Raw genomic sequence first — 20,646 nt, forward strand, 5'->3', positions numbered from 1 at the left:
GGGCTGAACGATGGACATGTTGTACAAGGTCTTCATCGAACCCTTCGCCTTCATGGGCGAGGCGCCGGATCTCCTGATCCAGACACTGTGGGAAGGGCTCGTCTCGGGTGTGCTCTATGCACTGATCGCGCTCGGCTTCGTTCTCATCTTCAAGGCCTCCGGCGTGTTCAACTTCGCGCAAGGGATCATGGTCGTGTTCTCGGCCCTGATCCTGGTTGGCCTCTATGAGAAGGGCGTTCCGGCCTTCCTGGCGCTGATCCTGGCGGCTCTCGCAATGCTGGTCCTCGCCATCGTAGTGGAGCGGGTGGTGCTGCGGCCGCTGGTCAACCAGCCTGACATCATCCTCTTCATGGCGACCTTCGGACTGACCTATTTTCTCATCGGCTTCGGCGAGCTCATCTTTGGCGGCAGCCCGCGGGAAATGATCACGGAACAGCTCTTTCTGCCTCAGGGCACGACGGAGATCGATGCGTTCGGCGGCTCCATCCGCCTGCAGCATCTCGACATCGCCGCCGCCGTGATCGCCTCGATCATGATCGGCCTGCTCGCCGTATTCTTCTCCAAGACCCGCATCGGCCGGGCCCTGCGGGCGGTGGCCGACAGCCACAAGGCGGCGCTCTCCGTCGGCATCTCGCTCAATCAGATATGGGTGATCGTGTGGTTTGCCGCCGGCATCGTGGCGCTGGTCGCGGGCATCATGTGGGGCGCGCGCTCGGGCGTGTCGTTCTCGCTTCAGATCATCGCACTCAAGGCTCTGCCGGTGCTCATTCTGGGCGGGTTCACCTCCATCCCCGGCGCCATTATCGGCGGTCTCATCATCGGCGTCGGAGAGAAGATCGGCGAGTTTTACTGGGGACCGCTCGTCGGCGGAGGCGTGGAGACGTGGCTCGCCTATGTCATCGCCCTCCTCTTCCTGCTCTACAGGCCGCAGGGTCTGTTCGGCGAAAAGATCATCGAACGGATTTAGGGAGGCATCTCAGTGCTCTATCGTGAGGCCGGCCAGTTCAAGACCAACTACGTCGCGGACAGCGCGATCTTTCCTCTGCGGGAAGACCGGATCGGGCTCACCCTCATCATCCTGGCTGCCTATGCACTGGCTTTCCTCGGCAACAGCTTTCTGCTGCAGGCGGTGATGATCCCGTTCCTGGTGTTCTCGCTCGCTGCAATCGGTCTCAACATTCTCACGGGCTATACGGGGCTTCTGTCGCTCGGCACCGGCGCCTTCATGGGCGTGGGGGCCTATGCCTGCTACAAGCTGATGACGGCTTTTCCCGATGTGAACGTGATTGTCTGGATCTTCGCGTCGGGCTTCTTCTCCGCAGCCATCGGAGCTCTGTTCGGCCTGCCCTCCTTACGTATCAAGGGCTTCTATCTCGCGGTCGCGACGCTTGCCGCGCAGTTTTTCCTGCAATGGTGCTTCATCCGCATCCCGTGGCTTGTGAACTACAACGTTTCGGGCGCCCTCGATGCGCCGCTGCGCACCCTTTTTGGCATTCCGATCATGGGGCCGAACGCCACGCCGCAGACGCGGTATCTCGTGGTGCTCACTATCGTCATCGTGCTCACGTGGCTCGCGTCCAACCTCGTTCACGGGCGCATCGGGCGCATGTGGATCGCCATCCGCGACATGGATCTTGCGGCAGAGCTCATGGGCATCCGTCCGCTCCAGACCAAGCTCCTGGCCTTTGCCGTCTCGTCCTACTACTGCGGCGTCGCCGGTGCGCTCCTCGTCTTCCTCTGGTATGGCGGCGCGGAATACGACGTCTTCAACATCAACCAGTCCTTTTTCATCCTGTTCATGGTGATCATCGGCGGATTGGGCAGCCTGATCGGCTCATTCTTCGGTGCGGCGCTCATCTTCATCCTGCCGATCATCCTCGGCATCGTGCTGCCCGCCATCCTGTCACCCTTTGGCATTTCGGTCGGCGCCGACGTCATCGAGCACCTGCGCTTCATGATCGTAGGTGCGCTCATCATCTTCTTCCTGATCGTCGAACCGCACGGCCTCGCGCGGCTCTGGCAGATCGGCAAACAGAAGCTCCTGGTCTGGCCGTTTCCCTACTGACGGCAGACTGAAATGGAGACGAGAGACGGAACAAGAATTCGGCCATCAGCCGATACAACGGGAGGAAACGCGACCATGTCGTTTCGCACATTGAGCCTTGGACTAGCCGTCGCAACCATGCTCGGCGGTACAGCCCTGCCCGCTTTTGCGCAGGATTCCATCTATGTCCCCCTCTTCACCTACCGCACGGGCCCCTTCGCCGGGTCTGGCACGCCCATCGCCGACGGCATGCACGATTACCTGCGCATGCTCAATGAGCGTGACGGCGGCATTGGCGGCGTGAAACTCGCGCTCGAGGAATGCGAGACCGGCTACGACACCAAGAAGGGTGTCGAGTGCTACGAGTCGGTGAAGGGTAAGAGCCCGGTCGTGGTCAACCCGTGGTCGACGGGCATCACGCTGCCGCTGATCCCGCGTGCATCCGTGGACAAGATCCCGATCCTCTCCATGGCCTATGGACTCTCGGCCTCCGCCCGCGGCGACATCTTCCCCTGGGTATTCAACCCGCCGGCCACGTATTGGGACGGCTTGTCGATGATCATCAAGTATATCGGCGAGAAGGAAGGGGGCCTCGACAAGCTGAAAGGCAAGAAGATCGGCTTCCTGCATCTCGATGCCAGCTTCGGCAAGGAGCCGATCCCGCTGCTGCAGGAATTGTCCAAGGAGCTTGGCTTCGAGGTCGCGCTCTATCCGGTGGCCGCCCAGGATATGCAGAACCAGTCGTCGCAATGGCTCAGCGCCCGCCGCGACCGGCCCGACTACATGATCATGTGGGGCTGGGGGTCCATGAACGGCGCCGCGGTCAAGGAAGCAGTCCGCTCCGGCTATCCGATGGACAAATTCTACTCGGTCTGGTGGCCGGGTGAGGACGACGCGAAGAGCGGCGGCGCAGGCGCCAAAGGCTTCAAGATGCTCAACTGGCATGCTGTGGGGACGAACTTCCCCGCTATCCAGGACATCCAGAAGCACGTCGTCGACAAGGGCTTCTCGAAAGCCCCGAAGGATAAGGTCGGCGAGCTTCTCTACAACCGCGGCGTCTACAACTCGCTGCTGATCGCCGAAGGTATTGCCACGGCGCAGAAGCTCACGGGCAAGAAGGCAGTGACCGGCGAGGACGTGCGCCGCGGCATGGAGAACATCAAACTCGACCCGGCCCGCCTCAAGGAACTCGGGCTCGAGGGCTTCACCGATCAGCTCGTGCTCTCTTGTGCCGATCATAACGGTCACCGCGCTGCTTTCATGCAGGAATGGGACGGCACGAAATGGGTGAAGATCTCCAACCCCATCGAGCCGATGACCGACCGCGTGAAAGGTCAGCTCGACGCGGCTGCGAAGGACTACGCCGAAAAGAATGCCGGCTGGCCCAAGCGCACGGAAGCCTGCGACAAGGCAAGCTGAGGTCAGAACCCTCTCCCCTATGCGGGAGAGGGTGACCTGCAAAGCAGGTCGGGAGAGGGCCGAGTTCGTTCCGTGACTTCCCTCTCCCAGCTTATTCCGTTCGCCACCCTCTCCCGCATAGGCGAGAGGGTCGGGAGGTTCAGATGACCGCCGCTGCCCTTCAGCCCGTACCTGCCAAAACCGTCCTCAACGTCAACAACATCGAGGTCGTCTACGACCATGTGATTCTCGTGCTGAAAGGCGTTTCCCTGAACGTGCCCAAGGGCGGCATCGTGGCCCTGCTCGGCGCGAACGGGGCCGGCAAGACCACGACGCTGAAAGCCATTTCGAACCTGCTCCACGCCGAGCGCGGCGAGGTGACGAAGGGCTCGATCGAGTTCAACGGCGAGCGGGTCGACCGTCTCTCACCCAATGAGTTGGTGCGGCGCGGCTGCATCCAGGTTCTCGAAGGCCGTCACTGCTTCGGCCATCTCACCATCGAGGAAAACCTGCTCACCGGCGCCTTTACGCGCAAGGACGGCAACGCCGCCATCCGGCGAGATCTCGAAGCTATCTACGACTATTTCCCGCGCCTGAGGCAGCGGCGCTCCTCCATGGCGGGCTATACTTCCGGTGGGGAGCAGCAGATGTGCGCCATAGGCCGGGCCATGATGTCGAAGCCCTCCATGATCCTGCTCGACGAGCCCTCCATGGGACTTGCGCCGCAGATCGTGGAAGAAATCTTCGAGATCGTGCGCAAGCTCAACGCCACGGAGGGCGTGTCCTTCCTGCTCGCCGAGCAGAACACCAACATGGCGCTGAAATACGCCACCTATGGCTACATCCTGGAAACCGGACGCGTCGTGATGGACGGTCCTGCGCAGATGCTGCGCGAGAACGAGGATGTGAAGGAGTTCTATCTCGGTGTCTCGGAGGGCGACCGCAAATCCTTCCGCGCCGTGAAGAGCTACAAGCGCCGCAAACGCTGGCTGGCGTAAGGTAGCGATGTGCCGCGCCGCACTTGACGTTATTTAGTATGCATACCTACCGTCGGGATCTGTGAGCGGTCAGCGACTCACATCTTCTGTCTTTGGGGCATTCAATGAACTTCGGACCAGCAATCAAAACCTGTCTTAACAAGTACGCGACGTTCTCAGGACGCGCGACACGTTCTGAATACTGGTACTTCTTCCTGTTCCTGGTGATCGTCAACATAGTGGCGAGCATTCTGGACTCCACAATCTTCGGCGACATGCCGGTTCTTTATCTGATCACTACGCTGGCTCTTCTCGTACCAAGCATCGCCGCCGGCGTGCGGCGTCTGCATGACACGGACAGGGCGGGTTGGTGGCTCTTGGTCGGCTTGATCCCGGTGATAGGAACCATTGTTCTGATCGTGTTTTTCTGCCAGCGCGGCTCCGTGGGCACGAACCAGTTCGGTCCCGATCCCTTGCAGGCATCGATCACGAGCGCGCACATGGCTCGCGTGTAAACTCTTATCCCGAAGGAAGGATAAGCCATTTTCCCGCATACCGTCGGATAAGCCGACGGTATGTTCAGAATGAAGAGCTTTTTGAATAAAGGGCAGGCTCTTGTCAGATTACTTCGACAGTCTCGAAACCCGCGACCCTGCCGAGCGCGAAGCCGCGCTCTTCGCTCGGCTGCCGGAGATCCTGAAGCGGGCTTCCCTGGCGCCGGCCTATGCGGAGCGCTTTAAAGGCATCGACCTCCGCAGCATCACGAGCCGCAAGGCTCTTGCCACTCTTCCCGTGCTGCGCAAGGCCGAGTTGCCGGGGCTACAGAGAGCAGCCCTCCCCTTCGGGGGTTTCGTCTCTGATGCGCCAAGCGTGTTCGGCCGTCTCTTCACGTCGCCCGGTCCGATCTTCGAGCCGGAGGGAACCGTTTCGGATCCTTGGCGCTCGGCGCGTGGGCTGTTTGCTGCCGGGTTTCGGCGCGGCGATGTGGTGCTCAACACCTTCAGCTACCACCTGACGCCTGGTGGCTTCATCATGGATTCCGGTGCGCGGGCTCTTGGCTGCGCCGTCATCCCGGCGGGACCCGGCAACACCGAGCAGCAATTCGAGCTGGTTGAGGCTTATCGCCCCGTCGCTTACTGCGGCACGCCGGACTTCCTAAAGGTCCTGCTCGACGGCGCATCGGCCGCGGGACGAGACTTCTCCTCCATCAAGCGCGGGCTTGTCTCAGGCGCGGCCTTTCCGAAGTCGCTGCAGGACGAGTTCTCCGCGAAGGGCATCGAGGCCTATCAAGCCTATGCCACGGCGGATCTCGGTTTCATTGCCTACGAGACCTCAGCTCGCGACGGGCTCGTCGTCAACGAAGACATCATCGTCGAGATCGTACGGCCAGGCACGGGCGATCCGGTGCCGGAGGGCGATGTCGGCGAGATCGTCGTGACGACGCTCGATCCACACCGTCCGTTCATCCGCCTCGCCCTGGGAGACCTGACGGCGGCCATGAGCGGGGCTAGCGCCTGCGGGCGTACCAACATGCGCATCAAAGGTTGGATGGGCCGCGCGGATCAGGCCGCCAAGGTCAAAGGCATGTTCGTCCGGCCCGAGCAGGTGGCTGAGATCGGCCGGCGCCATCCCGAACTCGGCCGCTTGCGCCTCGTCGTCACTCGCGAGGGTGAGACCGACGTCATGACGCTCAATGCCGAAACGGCTGAGCCAAGCGAGGATCTCTCGGCGGCCGTGGGCGCGACGCTTCAGACGATCGCGAAGCTGAAAGGATCTGTGCTCTTGGCGATGCCTGGCAGCCTTCCGAACGACGGCAAGGTGATCGCGGACGAGCGCAGATACGATTGAAAGGCTCTTTTCCGATCAGCAATCCGGCTTTGCGGGAATGCAAGGGAAGCGGAGCCAAGACGCCTTGAACGCAGGACTCGTGCCTCATAGGCTCAAGCTTATAGGTGATTCGAATTGGAAAAGATTACGGATTACAAAAAGAAAGAGCACCCTTAGGGGTGCTCTCAAGGTGTCCGGCCGTAGGGGCAAAAAAGACCGGAGATGCCAATAAACGCCGAGCACTGAACTTGGTTCCAAACTTTTTCAAAAAATTTTATGGCCAAGCCGTGCCTCATTGAGGTCACGTTTTCGGAGTCTAGGGCTGAGCTTCCCGTGGGGGCAAACGCGGGCCGGGGCCGCGACCACAGATCCTTCAAAGGACAGGGTCGCGGCCATTTTCTTTCCGGAGCTTGGATTTAGGGAGCCGGACACGCGCGAGAGATTGCCGCTCGATGATCGCCGAAGACTCTAAATCCAATCTCCGGCACGATGTACGAGGCATATAAAAAGGCCCGGAGATTCCCCGGGCCTTTCTGTTGTCAGGTAGAATGTCTCAGTACGTGCCGAACTTGAAGTTCAGCTTGGCGCGAGCAACGAAGAAGTCGTTCTCATCACTGCGACCGACAGGCGAGACCACCTCGAAGGGTGTCGTGGTGCCGGCTGGCGTGAAGGTGCCGACAACCCGATCGAAGTCCTCATCGTCCTCGTCGAAACTGAGCCACAGGCCTTCGAGACCGAAGGTCACTGCCGAAGAGCCGAACCAGTTCACCGGCAGAGCCCACTCGACACCGCCACCCGCAACCCAGCCGGTGGTGTCATCCGAATAGGCCAGACCGCCTGTGGCGTAGATCAACACGCGATCAAACGCGACACCGGCGCGGGCACGGACCGTGCCGAACCAATCCGACAGATCATTGTCGAAAGTACCGGGCACGAAGGTACCGGCACCCGCCGGAATGAACGCGACGTTCTCATCCGAGTCGGTATCCGCCCACTGAATGTCGGTCTCGAGACCGATCACGAAGGAGCCGATCTGGTAGTTGTAACCGATCTGACCACCACCGGTGAAACCACCGTCACCGTTGTCCGGGAAGAACAGAGTGCCCGGAACGGCGCCACCGATAACAACGGCTTCCCGATCGCTGTCACGCCAGCCCCAGCCGGCGTTCACACCGGCGTAGAAGCCGGTCCAGGTGAAGATCGGCGCCGAGATGATCGGTGCAGGAGGAGGTGCCTGACTAGGAAGATCGGCGGCAGAGGCAGCGGCTGCAGCAAGCGTCACGCTTGCAACCCCTGCGAGGAGGCTAAGTACGCACTTTCTCATAACCGTAACCCCTTGGTGTGAGGACTCACGGTGAAAACTTACGCCTGTTCCGTTTCAACTGGCTATTGCAAAGGAGCAACACCTACATGTTCGATCAGTATTCAATGGGTGCAAAAGTAGTACTACTTTCGATGTAAAGAATTTTATCCAATACTGCAGAAAATAAGTCTCTTAACAATACATTTAAAGTCGTTTGACATTACTTGTAAGGCATGTCCTAATAATCGCGTTTTCGGCTTGACAACCGAAGGCGAGGAGATCACTCAACCCTGCCCATTGGGCGGGGTTTTTTCTGGTAAACGAGGACGCTTGGGCACCGGATGCAAGAGCGGATCTGTACTTCCAAGATCCTTCCAAGGCTCCCATATCTTAGCGCGCGTGAGAACCCGATCCACTTCTCGTTGACGCCGGCCTCTGTTCCGTACCGCTCCTCAGAGATCCCCCAGCAGTAGCTGCGTCTGGTTGTTCGGCTTCAGCTTCGAGCTCTTTTTCTGAGATGAAGAGACTGTCTTCATTGCGCGATGTTCGGGCCGTTTCCGGTTGCTCTCGCCGGCCATTCGCGCCTTCGCCTTGTCCCTTGCGATCGCCTCCGGTGAGGTTGGGTCGTCATGGAGCCACTTGCCTCGCTTGATGACCTCGTTGACCCGCCCCTGATTAACGCCCAGCTGGAAGGCGATTTCCTGCTGTGTCATCTCCGTCGTTCCATGAAGGTCCAGGATCCGACGGGCGAGCTCGGGCGTCATCTTCCGGCCGGTGATGCGGCGAGCGGGCGTCACCGATCGCGTGGTGCGATCCCGTTCGCGAAGCTTCTCCAGGATGGCGAGGGCCATGTGCATTCCCTGCTCGCGCAGGGCATCCTCGAATTCTCTGAGCGTGGTCAAATCGAACGCACTCCTTCGAAGAAATGGAACCTGGCACATCGTATGGAAAAGTGGATACCACTTTCGAGTCCGATGCACTCAACCTCTTGAAACGACACCTTCTGCAAACTCAACGGCTACGCTGCGGCTTGGTTTCACCGAAGACGGCAATGCCTCAGTCCTCTTCTTCCTTGCAGGGCCAGCCCTTCGGTGAAGCGAGACCAGCCGGGAGCTTCGTCTGCGCCGTCCCGCAGGCAATGTCGACCTGCGCTTGCGTGAGCCCTGTGACCCCACTCAAATTCGCGCCGCCGAGTTGTGTCAGGTACAGATATGAGCCCGTGAGGTTCGCGCCCTGCAAATCCAGACCATCCAGACGGGCTCGAGAAAGGTTGGAGAAACTGAAGTCGACACCGGTCACTCTTGCGCTCTGAAAGAGAACCCGCGCAAGCTCCGCCTTCGACATGTTGGCGCCAGAGAGGTCAGCCCCACTGAAGTCGGATCGGTTGAGTTCGGCCTTGCTGAAATTCGCTCCCGAAGCCTTGACCTGGGCAAAGTTCGAGCGGTTCATATCCGCTCCGCTGAAGACGGCACCGGTAAGTGTGGCCTGCCCGAAATTGGCTCGCCAGCCCAGCGCCTTGGTGAAATCCGCCTTTGTCAGGTCGGCCCCCTCGAAGCGGGTGCGGCTGACCTCCGTTTCGCTCAAATTGGCACCGGCCATCTTGGAGGACGCAAAGTCGCTCAAGGTCAGAAGGGAACGCTGGAAGACAGTGCCCGTCAGATCCTCATTGGTCAGCATGAGGCGCGCCTTGGAGCATCCGGACCAGTCGACCCCGGGGCCGGGGCCATCCTGACACTTGGCCCAGACCGGACCGGCACAGATCACGGTGACGATCAAAGCTCCTGCAATCTTCACGCGGAAACGATCCTCCATAAAGTCCTCTCAGGTTTCTCTTTCAATAATTAGGCATCCCATCCGTCCGGAGGAGCCCTCTCGATGCATCTTTCCCAACGTAAGCCACAGAAAATTGGCTTCGGCGCTGCACACGGAACGAGGTGTCTGTCAAAGACCGGAATATCGATACAAGACTCGACTTCCATTTCTTATGGTCTAGCTTCTGCAGCAATCCTTGTGGAGTAAAACCATGCGCCTTTCCGTAACGTTTCCTGCCATTGTGCTTGCCGGGCTTGCCTTGAGCGGCTGCGTCGCCTCTACCGCCCCCGTCGGGGTTCTGCCGCGCGATCCCGTTCCTCCCCCGCCATCTGTTTCGGGTGAGAGTGCAAGGCGTCCAGCCGTCACGCCGCGGACCGGTGCCACGTCTCAGCGCAGGGGTCTGAGCGTGCCTGGCCAAACCTCCACCCCCCGCCCCTGACCTCGGAATCAAGCATTGGCCGCTTCGGATCGGCCGATGCCTGAGCCCCTGACGGGCACCCTCCTTAAGAGGTTCCCATACTGCGCCAATGCGTAGCTGGCGCCTATTCCTATCCTGGTGCTATATGCCGTAACGATAAATCAGAATGCGGGGATGAAGATTCATGACTTGGTTTGAGGCGATCGGCTGGTTTGGGGCAGTCCTTACCGTCACGGGCAGCGCGATGAAGACTATCATCCCGCTGCGCTGCATTGGGATTGGGGCCAATATCTGCTCCCTGATCTTCTCTTCCTTTACGGGCAATTACCCGAGCCTCGTCGTCAACCTGATCCTGCTGCCACTGAACAGCGTGCGCCTGTATCAGATGCTGGGCCTGATCAGGCGGGTGAAACACGCCTCCAGGAGCGACCTGTCGATGGAATGGCTCAAGCCCTTCATGACCCGCCACAAAACGACCACCGGTGAGGTGCTGTTCGCAAAGGGAGACATCGCCAACTGCATGTTCTTCACGATTTCCGGACGTTACCGCTTGAAGGAGATCGATATCGAGCTTCTTCAGGGGCAGGTCGTCGGCGAGATGGGCTTCATGTCCCCGACCAGCACGCGCACCCAGACACTCGAATGCCTTGAAGCGGGCGAGGTGCTGAGCATCTCGTATGACGAGGTGCGCCAGCTCTATTTCCAGAACCCCGAATTCGGCTTCTACTTCCTGCGCCTCGCCAGTGAACGGCTCTTCTCCAACATGGAGAGAATGGAAGAGGAGATCGCCCGCCTTCGCGCCGCCCTTCCCGAGGTCGAATCGGTTCAGAAGGCCGCCTCAGCTTAGAATACTTACAAGAAAGAACTAGTTTAGAAATCTTATAAGGTATTGAAATCACTTGATTTTCAATTGACGCAATGTCCCGATCATGGTTCCTCCAACGACAACGTGACGGAGCAAAATCGCCTGCCCGGCACGGTTGCTGGAGGATTTCATAATGGTGGACCTTTCGTTTGGACGCAGGCTTCTTGTCGGTGCCGCGGCTCTTGGCGCCTTGGCGGGATCGAGCCTCTCGGCCTCCGCTGAGGAAGCGCTGAACATCTACACGACGCGCGAGCCCGGCCTGATCAAGCCCGTCCTCGACGAGTTCACCAAAGAGACCGGCATCAAGGTCAACACGATCTTCATCGCCAACGGCCTTGAAGAGCGCATCCGCACCGAGGGCCAGAACAGCCCTGCCGATCTGATCATTACCGTCGATATCGGCCGCCTCGCAGCCGCGAAGGATTACGGCGTGACGCAGCCGGTGAAGTCCGAGGCGCTCGAGAAGGTCATCCCGGCAGCCTACCGCGATCCGGAGGGCCACTGGTTCGGCATCGCCCTGCGCGGCCGCGTCGTCTATGCCTCCAAGGAGCGCGTGAAGCAGGACAAGATCACCTATGAGGAGCTCGCCGATCCCAAGTGGAAGGGCAAGGTCTGCATCCGCTCGGGCCAGCACCTCTACAACATCAGCCTGATTGCCGCCATGATCGCCCACAAGGGCGAGGCGAAGGCGGAGGAGTGGCTGAAGGGCGTGAAGGCGAACCTCGCCAAGAAGCCTTCCGGCGGCGACCGCGAGCAGGCCAAGGACATCCTCGCCGGCGTGTGCGACATCGCCGTCGGCAATACCTACTATGTCTCACTCATGCTCAACGGCAACGACGCCGAGCAGAAGAAGTGGGGCGAGGCGATCAACGTGATCCTGCCGGCTTTCGAGGGCGGCGGCACGCACGTGAACGTTTCGGGTCTTGCCTTGGCGAAGCACGCGCCCAACAAGGCCAATGCCGTGAAGTTCATGGAATACATGGTCTCGGATGCGTCCCAGCAGATCCATGCGGAAGCCAATTCGGAATATCCGATCAAGGCCGGAATCAAGATCCATCCGACCATCGCGTCCTTCGGCGAACTCAAGGCCGACAAGATCCCGATCGCCGAGATCGCGAAGCTGCGCAAGAAAGCCAGTGAGCTGGTCGACAAGGTCGGCTTCGACCAATAAGACTGAGGGCGGCTTGTCCAGTCGCCCTCTCATCATCCCGAGAGGCGCCGCCGGCGACGGCGGCGCCGTTTCCATTTGACCGTGATCACGAAAATCCAGACTGCATTCGGCCTCCCTTCCCGACGAAAGGCAAAGCGCCTTCCCTGGTGGCTCTCGGCTGCCGTGGCGGCTATCGGCTTACTCGTTCTTTTGCCGCTTGCCGCATTGATCGGCATCGCCGCCGAAGGCGACGCGGAGATCTGGCCGCATCTCATCGCAAACGTTCTGCCGGCCAGCACCATGGATACCCTGGCGCTGCTGACAGGGATCGGCATCGTGGCGGGCTCGATGGGCATTACGGCGGCCTGGCTCGTCACCGCGCATCTCTTTCCGGGTCGTGGCATTCTGGTATGGCTGCTGCCTCTGCCGCTCGCCGTGCCGACCTACATCACCGCCTATATCTACGTGGAGATCTTCGACTCCGCCGGTCTTTTGCAGATGGCTCTGCGCGACGTCATGGGCTGGAAGTCGCGAAGCGATTACTGGTTTCCGGAGGTTCGTTCGCTCCCCGGCTGCATCCTCGTGATGTCCGCCGTCCTCTACCCTTACATCTATATCGCGGCACGCGCGATGTTCCTGACGCAGAGCGCCAGCTTGCTGGAAGTGGCGCGGACCCTCGGCGCAAGCCGCATCAAGCTTTTCCGCATCATTGCACTTCCCCTCGCCCGCCCTGCCCTTGCGGTCGGCGTGTCGCTCGCGCTTCTCGAGGCGTTGAACGACATCGGCGCAAGCGAGTATCTGGGCGTGCGCACGCTGACAGTGTCGGTCTACAACACGTGGCTCAACCGCGGCAGTCTCCCTGGCGCGGCGCAGATCGCCTGCGTCATGCTCGCTTTCGTGATGAGTCTGATCCTGATCGAGCGCTACGGCCGGCGAGACCGGCGCTATGCCGCTTCGCCCAAGCGACACCGCAATGTGCATCCTGTTCCTCTCCTCCGGGCACGCGGCTGGATTGCGACCGTCCTCTGCACCATGCCGGTTGTCCTCGGTTTCGTTCTGCCAACGGCCTTCCTGCTGCGTGAGACATTCCGCGGCCGCCTCTTCGATCAGTTCAATGCGGATTTCCTCGCTCATTTCATGACGACTATCGGCCTCTCGGTCGTGGCAACTTGCGCAGTCTTGATTCTCGCCGTCGTGCTGGTCTCGGCAGCCCGCTTGTCCAAAAACTCTCTGACCAAGGGAGCGCTCTTCGTCGCGGGCCTAGGCTATGCACTTCCAGGCACGGTGCTCGCTCTGGGACTGATGACGCCGCTGGTCGGGATCGACAATCTGATCGGCACCCTCTGGCGCAGCCTCACCGGGGAGCGCCTCGGCCTCCTGCTCATGGGAGCCGCGGGCGGCATCGTCATTGCTTACGTGATCCGCTTCCTGTCGATTGCGACCGGCTCCCTGTCGGCCGGGCTGGACCGGGTATCGTCGAGCCTCGAGGATGCGGCTCGCGCCCTCGGCGCGTCACGGCGGGAAATGGTCTGGGCGATCCAGATCCCGCTGATGCGCCCGGCGCTCGCCAGCGCCGCCCTGCTCATCTTCGTCGATTGCATCAAGGAACTGCCGGCGACCCTGCTGCTGCGGCCCCTTAATACGGAAACGCTCTCGACTCTTGTCTACACCCATGCTTCCCGCGGCCGCTTCGAAGACGGATCCCTCGCTGCCCTTGTGATCGTCCTGGTAGGCCTCCTCCCGGTGATCCAACTCGTGCGTAGCGCCGAAGGCCGGCCGAGAGTGGCAGTGAGCCCAGTCAGTTCGGCATCGGGCTCCTGAAGCCCATAGGATGCTCGGCTGCAGACCCGCGTGCCGTTCCGACTTCCAAGCGGCACCGCGGCCAGGCCGGATGGGCCTCGATAGCATACCGGATCAAGTATCTAGGTAAATAAGACCTATTCCTTTGCGTTAATCGTTCTTCATTCATTAACCAGAAGCGTGAATTATTCATTGTTATCTGTCTGGGGGGCAATAAGTGAAGAATACCGGAAAATCAAAAATCGTAAGCAGGCTTGTTGTTGGATTTGCAATCGTCTTGGTATCGTTGGTCGGAACGGTGTCCCTGGCGATCAACGAGATATCGACAGTAAATGCAAATCTGCGTGAAGTGAACGAGATCAACAGCGTCAAGCAGAGATTTGCCATCAACTTCCGCGGCAGCGTCCATGACCGGGCAATCAGCCTGCGCGACGTGGTCCTCGTCAGCAAGCCGGCAGAGCTTGAGGCCACACTGGCCGAAATCAAACAGCTTGAGGAGTTCTACGCCAAGGCCGCCATTCCCATGGATGCGATGTTCGCCGGCTCGGACCCAGGTGCGGCGGATCTCCGGCTCCTCACCGACATCAAGGCCGTCGAGGCACGCACGATGCCGCTCGTCGCGCGCGTCATCGAGGCTCGGCAGAAAGGCGACGGAACGACGGCCCACAGCATCCTTCTCAACGAAGCGCGGCCTGCATTCGTCGATTGGCTCAAGGCGATCAACCGCTTCATCGACTTCCAGGAAGCACGGAACAAGACGATCGGAGCCGAAGTCGAAGCCATCGTGAGCCGCTTCGCCCTGCTAATGATCGTCATCGGCACGATCGCCGTCATCGTCGGCGCGGGCTTCGCCTATTGGAACGTGCGCTCCCTCAGGCCCCTCCGCTCGCTCACATCCGTGATGCTGAGGCTGGCACAAGGAGACATACGGGTCGAGGTGCCTTCCATCGGCCAGAAGGACGAGGTTGGAGAGATGGCTGCCGCCGTGGAGGTGTTCAAGCAGAACACGATCGCGATGCAGAATCTCGAACGCGAGCAGGAGACGCAGAAAGCCGTCACCGAGGCGGAAAAGCGGGCTACCATGAGCCGCCTCGCCGACGAGTTCGAGAGCAGAGTGCTGGGTATCGTCCACGTCGTTTCCGCCGCCGCAACTCAGCTGCAGCAGAACGCATCGCGGATGAGTTCGGTGGCGGAGGAGAGCAGCCATAAGTCGAACGAGGTCGCCGTGGTCTCCGAGTCGGCCGCTTCGAACGTCGGAACGGTGGCAAGCGCTGCAGAGGAGCTGTCCGCCTCCATCCAGGAGATCGCGTCCCGCGTGGAATCCGCCGCCAGAATTGCCAATCAGGCCTCGAGCCAAGCCACCCTGACGGCCAACGTCGCATCGGGACTGGCTTCCAGCGCGCAGCGGATCGGCGAGGTGGTGAGCCTCATCAACGACATCGCCGCCCAGACGAACCTGCTTGCCCTCAACGCGACTATCGAGGCTGCCCGTGCCGGCGAGGCCGGCAAGGGCTTTGCCGTGGTGGCTTCCGAAGTGAAGACCCTCGCCTCGCAGACGGCCAAGGCGACGGACGATATCTCGAAGCAGATCCAGGAGGTCCAGAGCGCGACCTCGGAAGTCGTCGGCGCCATCAACTCCATCACGGCAACCATCGAGGAGATCAACAGCATCTCGAGCGCGATCGCCCTTTCCGTCGACCAGCAGGGGGCGGCGACCTCCGAAATCGCGCGCAGTATCACTCAGGCGGCGCACGGCACCGATACGGTGAAGGCCAACGTGGAAGGCTTCAGGTACGCCGCCTCGGAAACGAGGTCTGCGTCGGACGAGATCGTCCGGGCTGCCAACGACCTGACGCACCAGTCGGAGGCTCTGCATCGACAGGTTTCCGACTTTATCCAGCGGGTGCGTGCGGCGTAGTTCCACGCGCATGAAAGCGCTGCATCGGCGGCAGACGTCATCCCGATACGAAGGCCCGGTTCACGAACCGGGCCTTTCTTTCGCGTAGCGGGCGACGGGCCGGGTTTCTGACGGAGCTGTGAAGAGGCGACCCCGCCAAGCGGGATACAGTGGACCACCTCGAGGACACGACTTAAGATATCCCACGGCAGGCTCATCGGAGCATGAGTGGCATGAAGAAGCGGCGTGTCTTGTGGAGCGGTCTGGGCGTCGCCGCACTCCTCGCGACAATCGGGACAGTTTGGATCATCTCCCTGCCTCCGACGCAGGATGGCGGCGCCGCGCCGCCGATCGCAAAGGAAGAGACCGATGCCACGATCGCGGCCTTGAAGCCGCCCAAACGCCGGCGCCCTCTCATCGCAATTGTCGGCATCAATGATGCGACCGAGACAACCGATTATCTCATGCCCTATGGCATCCTCCGGCGGGCGGACGTTGCCAATGTGGTGGCGCTGGCAACGAAACCGGGACCAGTGAAACTCTATCCCGCATTCAAGGTCGTGCCGGATATGACGGTCGCGGATTTCGACACGCGGCATCCGGATGGCGCGGATTATGTCATCGTTCCCGCCATGAGCCGAGACGACGACCCCGCCGCGCTGCAATGGATCAGGAACCAGGCCATCAAGGGCGCAACGGTCATCGGGGTTTGCGCAGGCGCTAAGGTCGTCGGCGCGGCCGGGCTGCTGGACGGCAAGCAGGCGACGACGCACTGGTATTATCTCGATGAACTCCGCAAGGAGCATCCCGCGATCCGCTATGTCGCGGACCGGCGGCTGGTGGTCGACCAAGGGGTTGCGACGACGACGGGGATCACGGCCTCCATGCCGATGGCGCTCACCCTGATCGAAGCCATCGCAGGTCGGAACAGGGCCGAAGCAGTCGCCCGAGATCTCGGCCTCCCCCAATGGGACGCGCGCCACGAGAGCGATGCGTTCACGTTCACGCGCCCTTTTGCACTGACGGCCATCGGCAATACGCTCGCCTTCTGGAATCGCGAGCAGCTCGGAATCGATCTTCGACCTGGCGCCGACGAAGTGTCCCTTGCCCTCGTGGCGGATGCCTGGTCGAGGACCTACCGGTCACGCGCAGTGACGTTCGCGCGGACAGAAGATCCGCTTGAGACTCGCAGCCACATCCGCATCATCCCCGACAAGGTTGCGACGAGCTGGTCCGCGGAGCATCTGCTGCCGGCGATCGGGAGCCAACGGCCGGCGGAAGCATTGGATCGTGCCCTGCAGGGAATCGCAGCCCGCTACGGAGTGCCCACGGCCGATCTGGTCGCTATGCAGCTCGAATACCCGAGGTAGCGTTTCCAACTTTCAGGAGCAAAGAAAAGGCCCCGGGCGGACCCGAGGCCTATGTGGAAGCATTTGATCAGCGCGACGAAGCCTTGATCGCTATGCGGCGCTGGACTGGCTGCCGTTCAGGGCGACCTTGAAGTCGGCTTCCGTCTTGGCCTTAATCTCGTCCACGGTGACGCCGTCGGCCAGCTCGATCAGGGTCATGCCGGTGCCGCCCTTCTTGTCGATGGCAAACACGCCGAGATCGGTGATCACGAGATCCACCACGCCGGTTCCGGTGAGCGGCAGGTTGCAGCTTTTAAGGAGCTTCGGATCCTCGGAGCCGTCCTTGGCCTTGGCCACGTGCTCCATGACCACGACCACGCGCTTGACGCCCGCCACGAGATCCATGGCGCCGCCCATGCCCTTCACCATCTTGCCGGGGATCATCCAGTTGGCGAGATCGCCGTTCTGGGCCACCTGCATGGCGCCCAGGATCGACAGGTCGATATGGCCGCCGCGGATCATGCCGAAGGAATCGGAGCTGGAGAAATAGCTCGTGGTCGGCAGCTCGGTGATCGTCTGCTTGCCGGCATTGATCAGGTCCGGGTCCTCCTCGCCCTCGAAGGGAAACGGCCCCATGCCGAGCATGCCGTTCTCCGACTGGAGCTGCACGCGCATGCCCTTGGGGATGTAGTTCGACACCAGCGTCGGGATGCCGATGCCGAGATTCACGTAGAAGCCGTCGCGCAGCTCCTTGGCCGCGCGCTCGGCCATCTGGTCACGGGTCCAGGCCATCAGACTTCCTCCCCTGCTCCGGCAGGCGCGGCCTCGGCGCGCTTGCGGGTCGTGCGTTGCTCGATGTGTTTGACCGGGTTTTGCACATGCACGATGCGCTTCACGAAGATGCCCGGCGTATGGATGCAATCCGGGTCGATCTCGCCGGCTTCCACCAGATGCTCCACCTCGGCGATGGTCAGCCGCGAGGCGGTCGCCATCATTGGGTTGAAGTTGCGGGCGGTCTTCCGGTAGACGAGGTTGCCCTCCGTGTCGCCCTTCCAGGCGTGGACGATGGCGATGTCCGCGAAAAGGCCGGTTTCCATGACGTAGGTCTCGCCGTTGAACTCGCGCACCTCCTTGCCCTCCGCAATGAGGGTGCCCACGCCTGTCTTGGTGTAGAAGGCCGGAATGCCGGCGCCGCCGGCGCGGATACGCTCGGCCAGGGTGCCCTGCGGGTTGAACTCCAGCTCCAGTTCGCCGGAGAGGTACTGCTGGGCGAAGAGCTTGTTCTCGCCCACATAGGAGGAGATCATCTTGCGGATCTGGCGGGTCTCGAGCAGGCGGCCGAGACCGACCCCGTCCACGCCGGCATTGTTGGAGATGAAGGTCAGGTCATTCGCCCCCGAATCACGGATTGCTTCGATCAGCGTCTCCGGAATGCCGCAGAGGCCGAAGCCCCCGGCCATGATGGTCATGCCGTCCTTGACCGCCCCGGCCAGCGCGGCCCGCGCGTCGCTGTAAACCTTATCCATCAAATCCTCTCCCCATGGGCATATTCATGCTCGCTAGAGCATCGGGCCCAAAAGTGGAAGGCACTTTTGAACTCGATCCGATGCCCTGATCCTGGCTGACGCACCGATCGGGGAGGAAAACGGATCCCCTCGTCCGTGCGATGCGCTTGAGCATTCGCGGAAAAACCTCGGGAGCAGCTTGCGACGTTTTGGCCACATGCCGCTCGGTACCAATGGCGGCCACCCTGCAACTTGGCCTCAATTTAGACAATCCCTTCATATGGATATATGGAAACGATTCATGATCTCGGCCGTGCCTGAGGATATCCCCTCACCCCCGCTTGCGAGGCAGGGCTTAAGGTTTACAACATTCATCCCATGTCCCGCCGCGTTGTCCTTCTTATTGCGCTGATTTCGCTCGCCGTTCTCGGAACGGCGGCGTCCCCCTGGACGCTGCCGGGCGGCGGCCTGTCGGCGGAGCTGACGCAGCATGTGAAGGACAAATATGGGCTGGACCTGAAAGTTAAAGGCCGCAGCATCTTCGCCGTCCTGCCTATCCCCCGGGTCAAGTTCGAGAACGTGGTACTTCAGTTCCCGGATCAGGCCCTCAAGGCGGAGGGAGGCACCTTGAGAGGCGAGCTGCGCCTCCTGCCGCTGCTCTTCGGCCGGATAGAGCTCTCCGATTTCGACCTGACCGAAACGCGCATCACGGGATCGCTCCAGGCACTCCAATCAGTGAATTGGACGGAAATCCTCAAGAACCGGTCGAGCGAGACCTATGCCCGGCGTCTCATCGTGAGCAAATCCACCCTGCGCTGGACCGATCTGAAGGAAGCCAACCTGGACCAGCTCAACCTCGTCGTCCGCTGGGCCGACGCCGCCGAGCCTTTGTCTATGACCGGATCCGCCCTCTGGCAGGATGAGGTGGTCTCCCTCGAACAGGCCTCCGTTTTCCCGGATCTTCTGGTATCCGACCGGATCAGCCCCTTTACCCTGACACTCTCCACCCATTCCGCACGCATCACGGCGGAAGGCGAGGCTCAGCTCGGCGAACCCCCCCGGATCACGGGGGAAAGCACCGTTCAGGCCAAGTCCGTGCGCGATTTCACCCGCTGGAGCGGCGTGGAACTGCCCTTCGGATCGCTGCTGCGGGCGGTCTCCATCGGAGGTGATTTCTCCATGGATCGCCGCCGCCTGTCCTGGCCCGCCGTTTCGGTGATGCTGGGAGACGACAAGCTTGAAGGCACCATGGGCGTCCGCTTCGATACGGACCGGCCCGTCATCACCGGCACGCTCGCCGCAGAAACGCTCAACCTGTCTGACCTGTTCGCCCCCTTCTCACAGGCCCGGACGTCTTCCGGCTCCTGGAGCGAGGAGGCTATCGACCTGACGCAGACCACCGGCACCGACCTCGATCTCCGTCTCTCCGCAGCGAGTGCCAGTCTCGGACGCCTCAGCCTCGACGACATGGCTGCCAGCGTGCTCGTGCAGCCGGGTCGGATCGAAGCCTCCATCGGACGCGCCGGCTTTCAGGACGGCAGCCTGAAAGGCCGCCTGTCTCTGGTGAGGCAGAACGACGAGGTCGAATTCAAGAGCCAGGGCACTTTTGCGGGGGTGAAGATCGCCCCCTTCCTTGCCGCCATAGGGGAGCCGCGCTGGATTACCGGCCGGGCCGATGGGCAGTTCAGCTTCGAGGGACTTGGCAAGAATCCAGCCGACGTGATCCGCCAGGCGCAAGGCCGCTCGTCCGTGGAGGTCACCGATGGGGAGATCGTTGGCATCGCCCTCGATGACGCTCTTCGCCGTGTGGAGAAGCGCCCGCTGCTCGCCTCGCTCAACTGGAAGGGTGGCCGTACACCCTTCGACAAGGCGCAGGCACAGGTGGTTGTGAAGAATGGTGTCGGTGAGTTCGCGGAGGCCCATCTCAGGGGGCCTGCCGTTCAGGCCGACCTTCAGGGCCAAGTACTTCTGGTGGACCGCACCCTCAGCATGACTGCGAAGATTTCGCCGGCTGACGCTCCCGCGGATCAGTCGCCCGCCCTTATCTTCAACGTCGCGGGCGATTGGGACAACGTCGCGGTCTCCCCGCAAGTCCGCTCCCTTATCGAGCGCTCGGGCGCTGCCAAGCCCCTCTTTCCCTCCCAACGGGCTCCCGGCACCCAGCAGCGGCCCCAGGTCACCGCTCAGTGAGCTTTGCGCATCGTGCGGACCCGAAGGGCCGGGCCAGTGAAATGTGGACACGGTTTTCCGCGAAGAACGATGCGCAATTCAGGCAAGGAGCATCGGGCCCAAAAATGCATT

17 protein-coding genes are annotated in these 20,646 nt (G+C 61.3%); 12 read left to right on the forward strand and 5 right to left on the reverse strand.

Annotation, left to right across the window (positions count from 1 at the left end; all coding sequences use genetic code 11):
• Positions 1-10 precede the first annotated feature (10 nt).
• The 6 genes from KHP60_RS14860 (at position 11) to KHP60_RS14885 (ending at position 6,267) form a co-directional block, all read left to right on the forward strand.
• Positions 11-967, forward strand: coding sequence for a branched-chain amino acid ABC transporter permease (locus KHP60_RS14860; protein ID WP_213565104.1), 957 nt, complete (start codon positions 11-13; stop codon positions 965-967).
• A gap of 12 nt (positions 968-979) precedes the next feature.
• Positions 980-2,065: a branched-chain amino acid ABC transporter permease gene (locus KHP60_RS14865; RefSeq protein ID WP_213565105.1), complete on the forward strand. Its 1,086-nt coding sequence runs from the start codon at positions 980-982 to the stop codon at positions 2,063-2,065.
• Positions 2,066-2,140: 75 nt separating this feature from the next.
• Positions 2,141-3,463: an ABC transporter substrate-binding protein gene (locus KHP60_RS14870; protein WP_213565106.1), complete on the forward strand. Its 1,323-nt coding sequence runs from the start codon at positions 2,141-2,143 to the stop codon at positions 3,461-3,463.
• A gap of 143 nt (positions 3,464-3,606) precedes the next feature.
• On the forward strand, positions 3,607-4,440 hold the full coding sequence (locus KHP60_RS14875; RefSeq protein ID WP_213565107.1) for an ABC transporter ATP-binding protein: 834 nt from the start codon (positions 3,607-3,609) through the stop codon (positions 4,438-4,440).
• A 104-nt stretch (positions 4,441-4,544) separates the two neighbouring features.
• On the forward strand, positions 4,545-4,934 hold the full coding sequence (locus KHP60_RS14880; RefSeq protein ID WP_213565108.1) for a DUF805 domain-containing protein: 390 nt from the start codon (positions 4,545-4,547) through the stop codon (positions 4,932-4,934).
• Positions 4,935-5,034: 100 nt separating this feature from the next.
• A complete protein-coding gene (locus tag KHP60_RS14885) occupies positions 5,035-6,267 on the forward strand; it encodes a phenylacetate--CoA ligase family protein (RefSeq protein WP_213565109.1) in 1,233 nt (410 codons plus the stop codon).
• A 532-nt stretch (positions 6,268-6,799) separates the two neighbouring features.
• Here KHP60_RS14885 and KHP60_RS14890 read toward each other — a convergent pair.
• The 3 genes from KHP60_RS14890 to KHP60_RS14900 form a co-directional block, all read right to left on the reverse strand.
• Positions 6,800-7,528, reverse strand: coding sequence for an outer membrane beta-barrel protein (locus tag KHP60_RS14890; protein ID WP_311925036.1), 729 nt, complete (start codon positions 7,526-7,528; stop codon positions 6,800-6,802).
• A gap of 473 nt (positions 7,529-8,001) precedes the next feature.
• Positions 8,002-8,451 carry an RNA polymerase subunit sigma-70 gene (locus KHP60_RS14895; RefSeq protein WP_213565111.1) on the reverse strand — a complete coding sequence of 150 codons (450 nt, stop codon included), beginning with the start codon at positions 8,449-8,451 and terminating at the stop codon, positions 8,002-8,004.
• Between the two features lie 154 nt (positions 8,452-8,605).
• Positions 8,606-9,361: a pentapeptide repeat-containing protein gene (locus KHP60_RS14900; protein ID WP_213565112.1), complete on the reverse strand. Its 756-nt coding sequence runs from the start codon at positions 9,359-9,361 to the stop codon at positions 8,606-8,608.
• A 602-nt stretch (positions 9,362-9,963) separates the two neighbouring features.
• Between KHP60_RS14900 and KHP60_RS14905 the strand changes: the two genes are divergently transcribed.
• The 5 genes from KHP60_RS14905 (at position 9,964) to KHP60_RS14925 (ending at position 16,861) form a co-directional block, all read left to right on the forward strand.
• Positions 9,964-10,626, forward strand: coding sequence for a Crp/Fnr family transcriptional regulator (locus tag KHP60_RS14905; protein WP_213565113.1), 663 nt, complete (start codon positions 9,964-9,966; stop codon positions 10,624-10,626).
• 151 nt (positions 10,627-10,777) lie between these two features.
• On the forward strand, positions 10,778-11,815 hold the full coding sequence (locus KHP60_RS14910) for a Fe(3+) ABC transporter substrate-binding protein (protein ID WP_213565114.1): 1,038 nt from the start codon (positions 10,778-10,780) through the stop codon (positions 11,813-11,815).
• Positions 11,816-11,977: 162 nt separating this feature from the next.
• Positions 11,978-13,615, forward strand: a complete 1,638-nt coding sequence (locus tag KHP60_RS14915; RefSeq protein ID WP_213565115.1) for an iron ABC transporter permease — start codon at positions 11,978-11,980, stop codon at positions 13,613-13,615.
• Between the two features lie 196 nt (positions 13,616-13,811).
• Positions 13,812-15,512 (forward strand): methyl-accepting chemotaxis protein, encoded by a 1,701-nt coding sequence (locus KHP60_RS25675; protein ID WP_213565116.1) that lies wholly within the window; start codon positions 13,812-13,814, stop codon positions 15,510-15,512.
• A 212-nt stretch (positions 15,513-15,724) separates the two neighbouring features.
• Positions 15,725-16,861, forward strand: a complete 1,137-nt coding sequence (locus KHP60_RS14925) for a DJ-1/PfpI family protein (RefSeq protein ID WP_213565117.1) — start codon at positions 15,725-15,727, stop codon at positions 16,859-16,861.
• A gap of 90 nt (positions 16,862-16,951) precedes the next feature.
• On the opposite strand, the gene KHP60_RS14930 is transcribed toward KHP60_RS14925, so the two are convergent.
• Both KHP60_RS14930 and KHP60_RS14935 read right to left on the reverse strand, forming a co-directional pair.
• Complete coding sequence (locus KHP60_RS14930) at positions 16,952-17,632, reverse strand: 3-oxoacid CoA-transferase subunit B (protein ID WP_213565118.1); 681 nt, start codon at positions 17,630-17,632, stop codon at positions 16,952-16,954.
• On the reverse strand, positions 17,632-18,366 hold the full coding sequence (locus KHP60_RS14935; RefSeq protein WP_213565119.1) for a CoA transferase subunit A: 735 nt from the start codon (positions 18,364-18,366) through the stop codon (positions 17,632-17,634). Before KHP60_RS14935 ends, KHP60_RS14930 begins: the two co-directional genes overlap by 1 nt.
• A gap of 357 nt (positions 18,367-18,723) precedes the next feature.
• Here KHP60_RS14935 and KHP60_RS14940 point away from each other — a divergent pair, with 357 nt between their 5' ends.
• Positions 18,724-20,535 (forward strand): AsmA family protein, encoded by a 1,812-nt coding sequence (locus tag KHP60_RS14940; RefSeq protein WP_213565120.1) that lies wholly within the window; start codon positions 18,724-18,726, stop codon positions 20,533-20,535.
• Positions 20,536-20,646 lie beyond the last annotated feature (111 nt).

The sequence above is a fragment of the Microvirga sp. 3-52 genome (assembly GCF_018383585.1).
Lineage (GTDB): Bacteria > Pseudomonadota > Alphaproteobacteria > Rhizobiales > Beijerinckiaceae > Microvirga.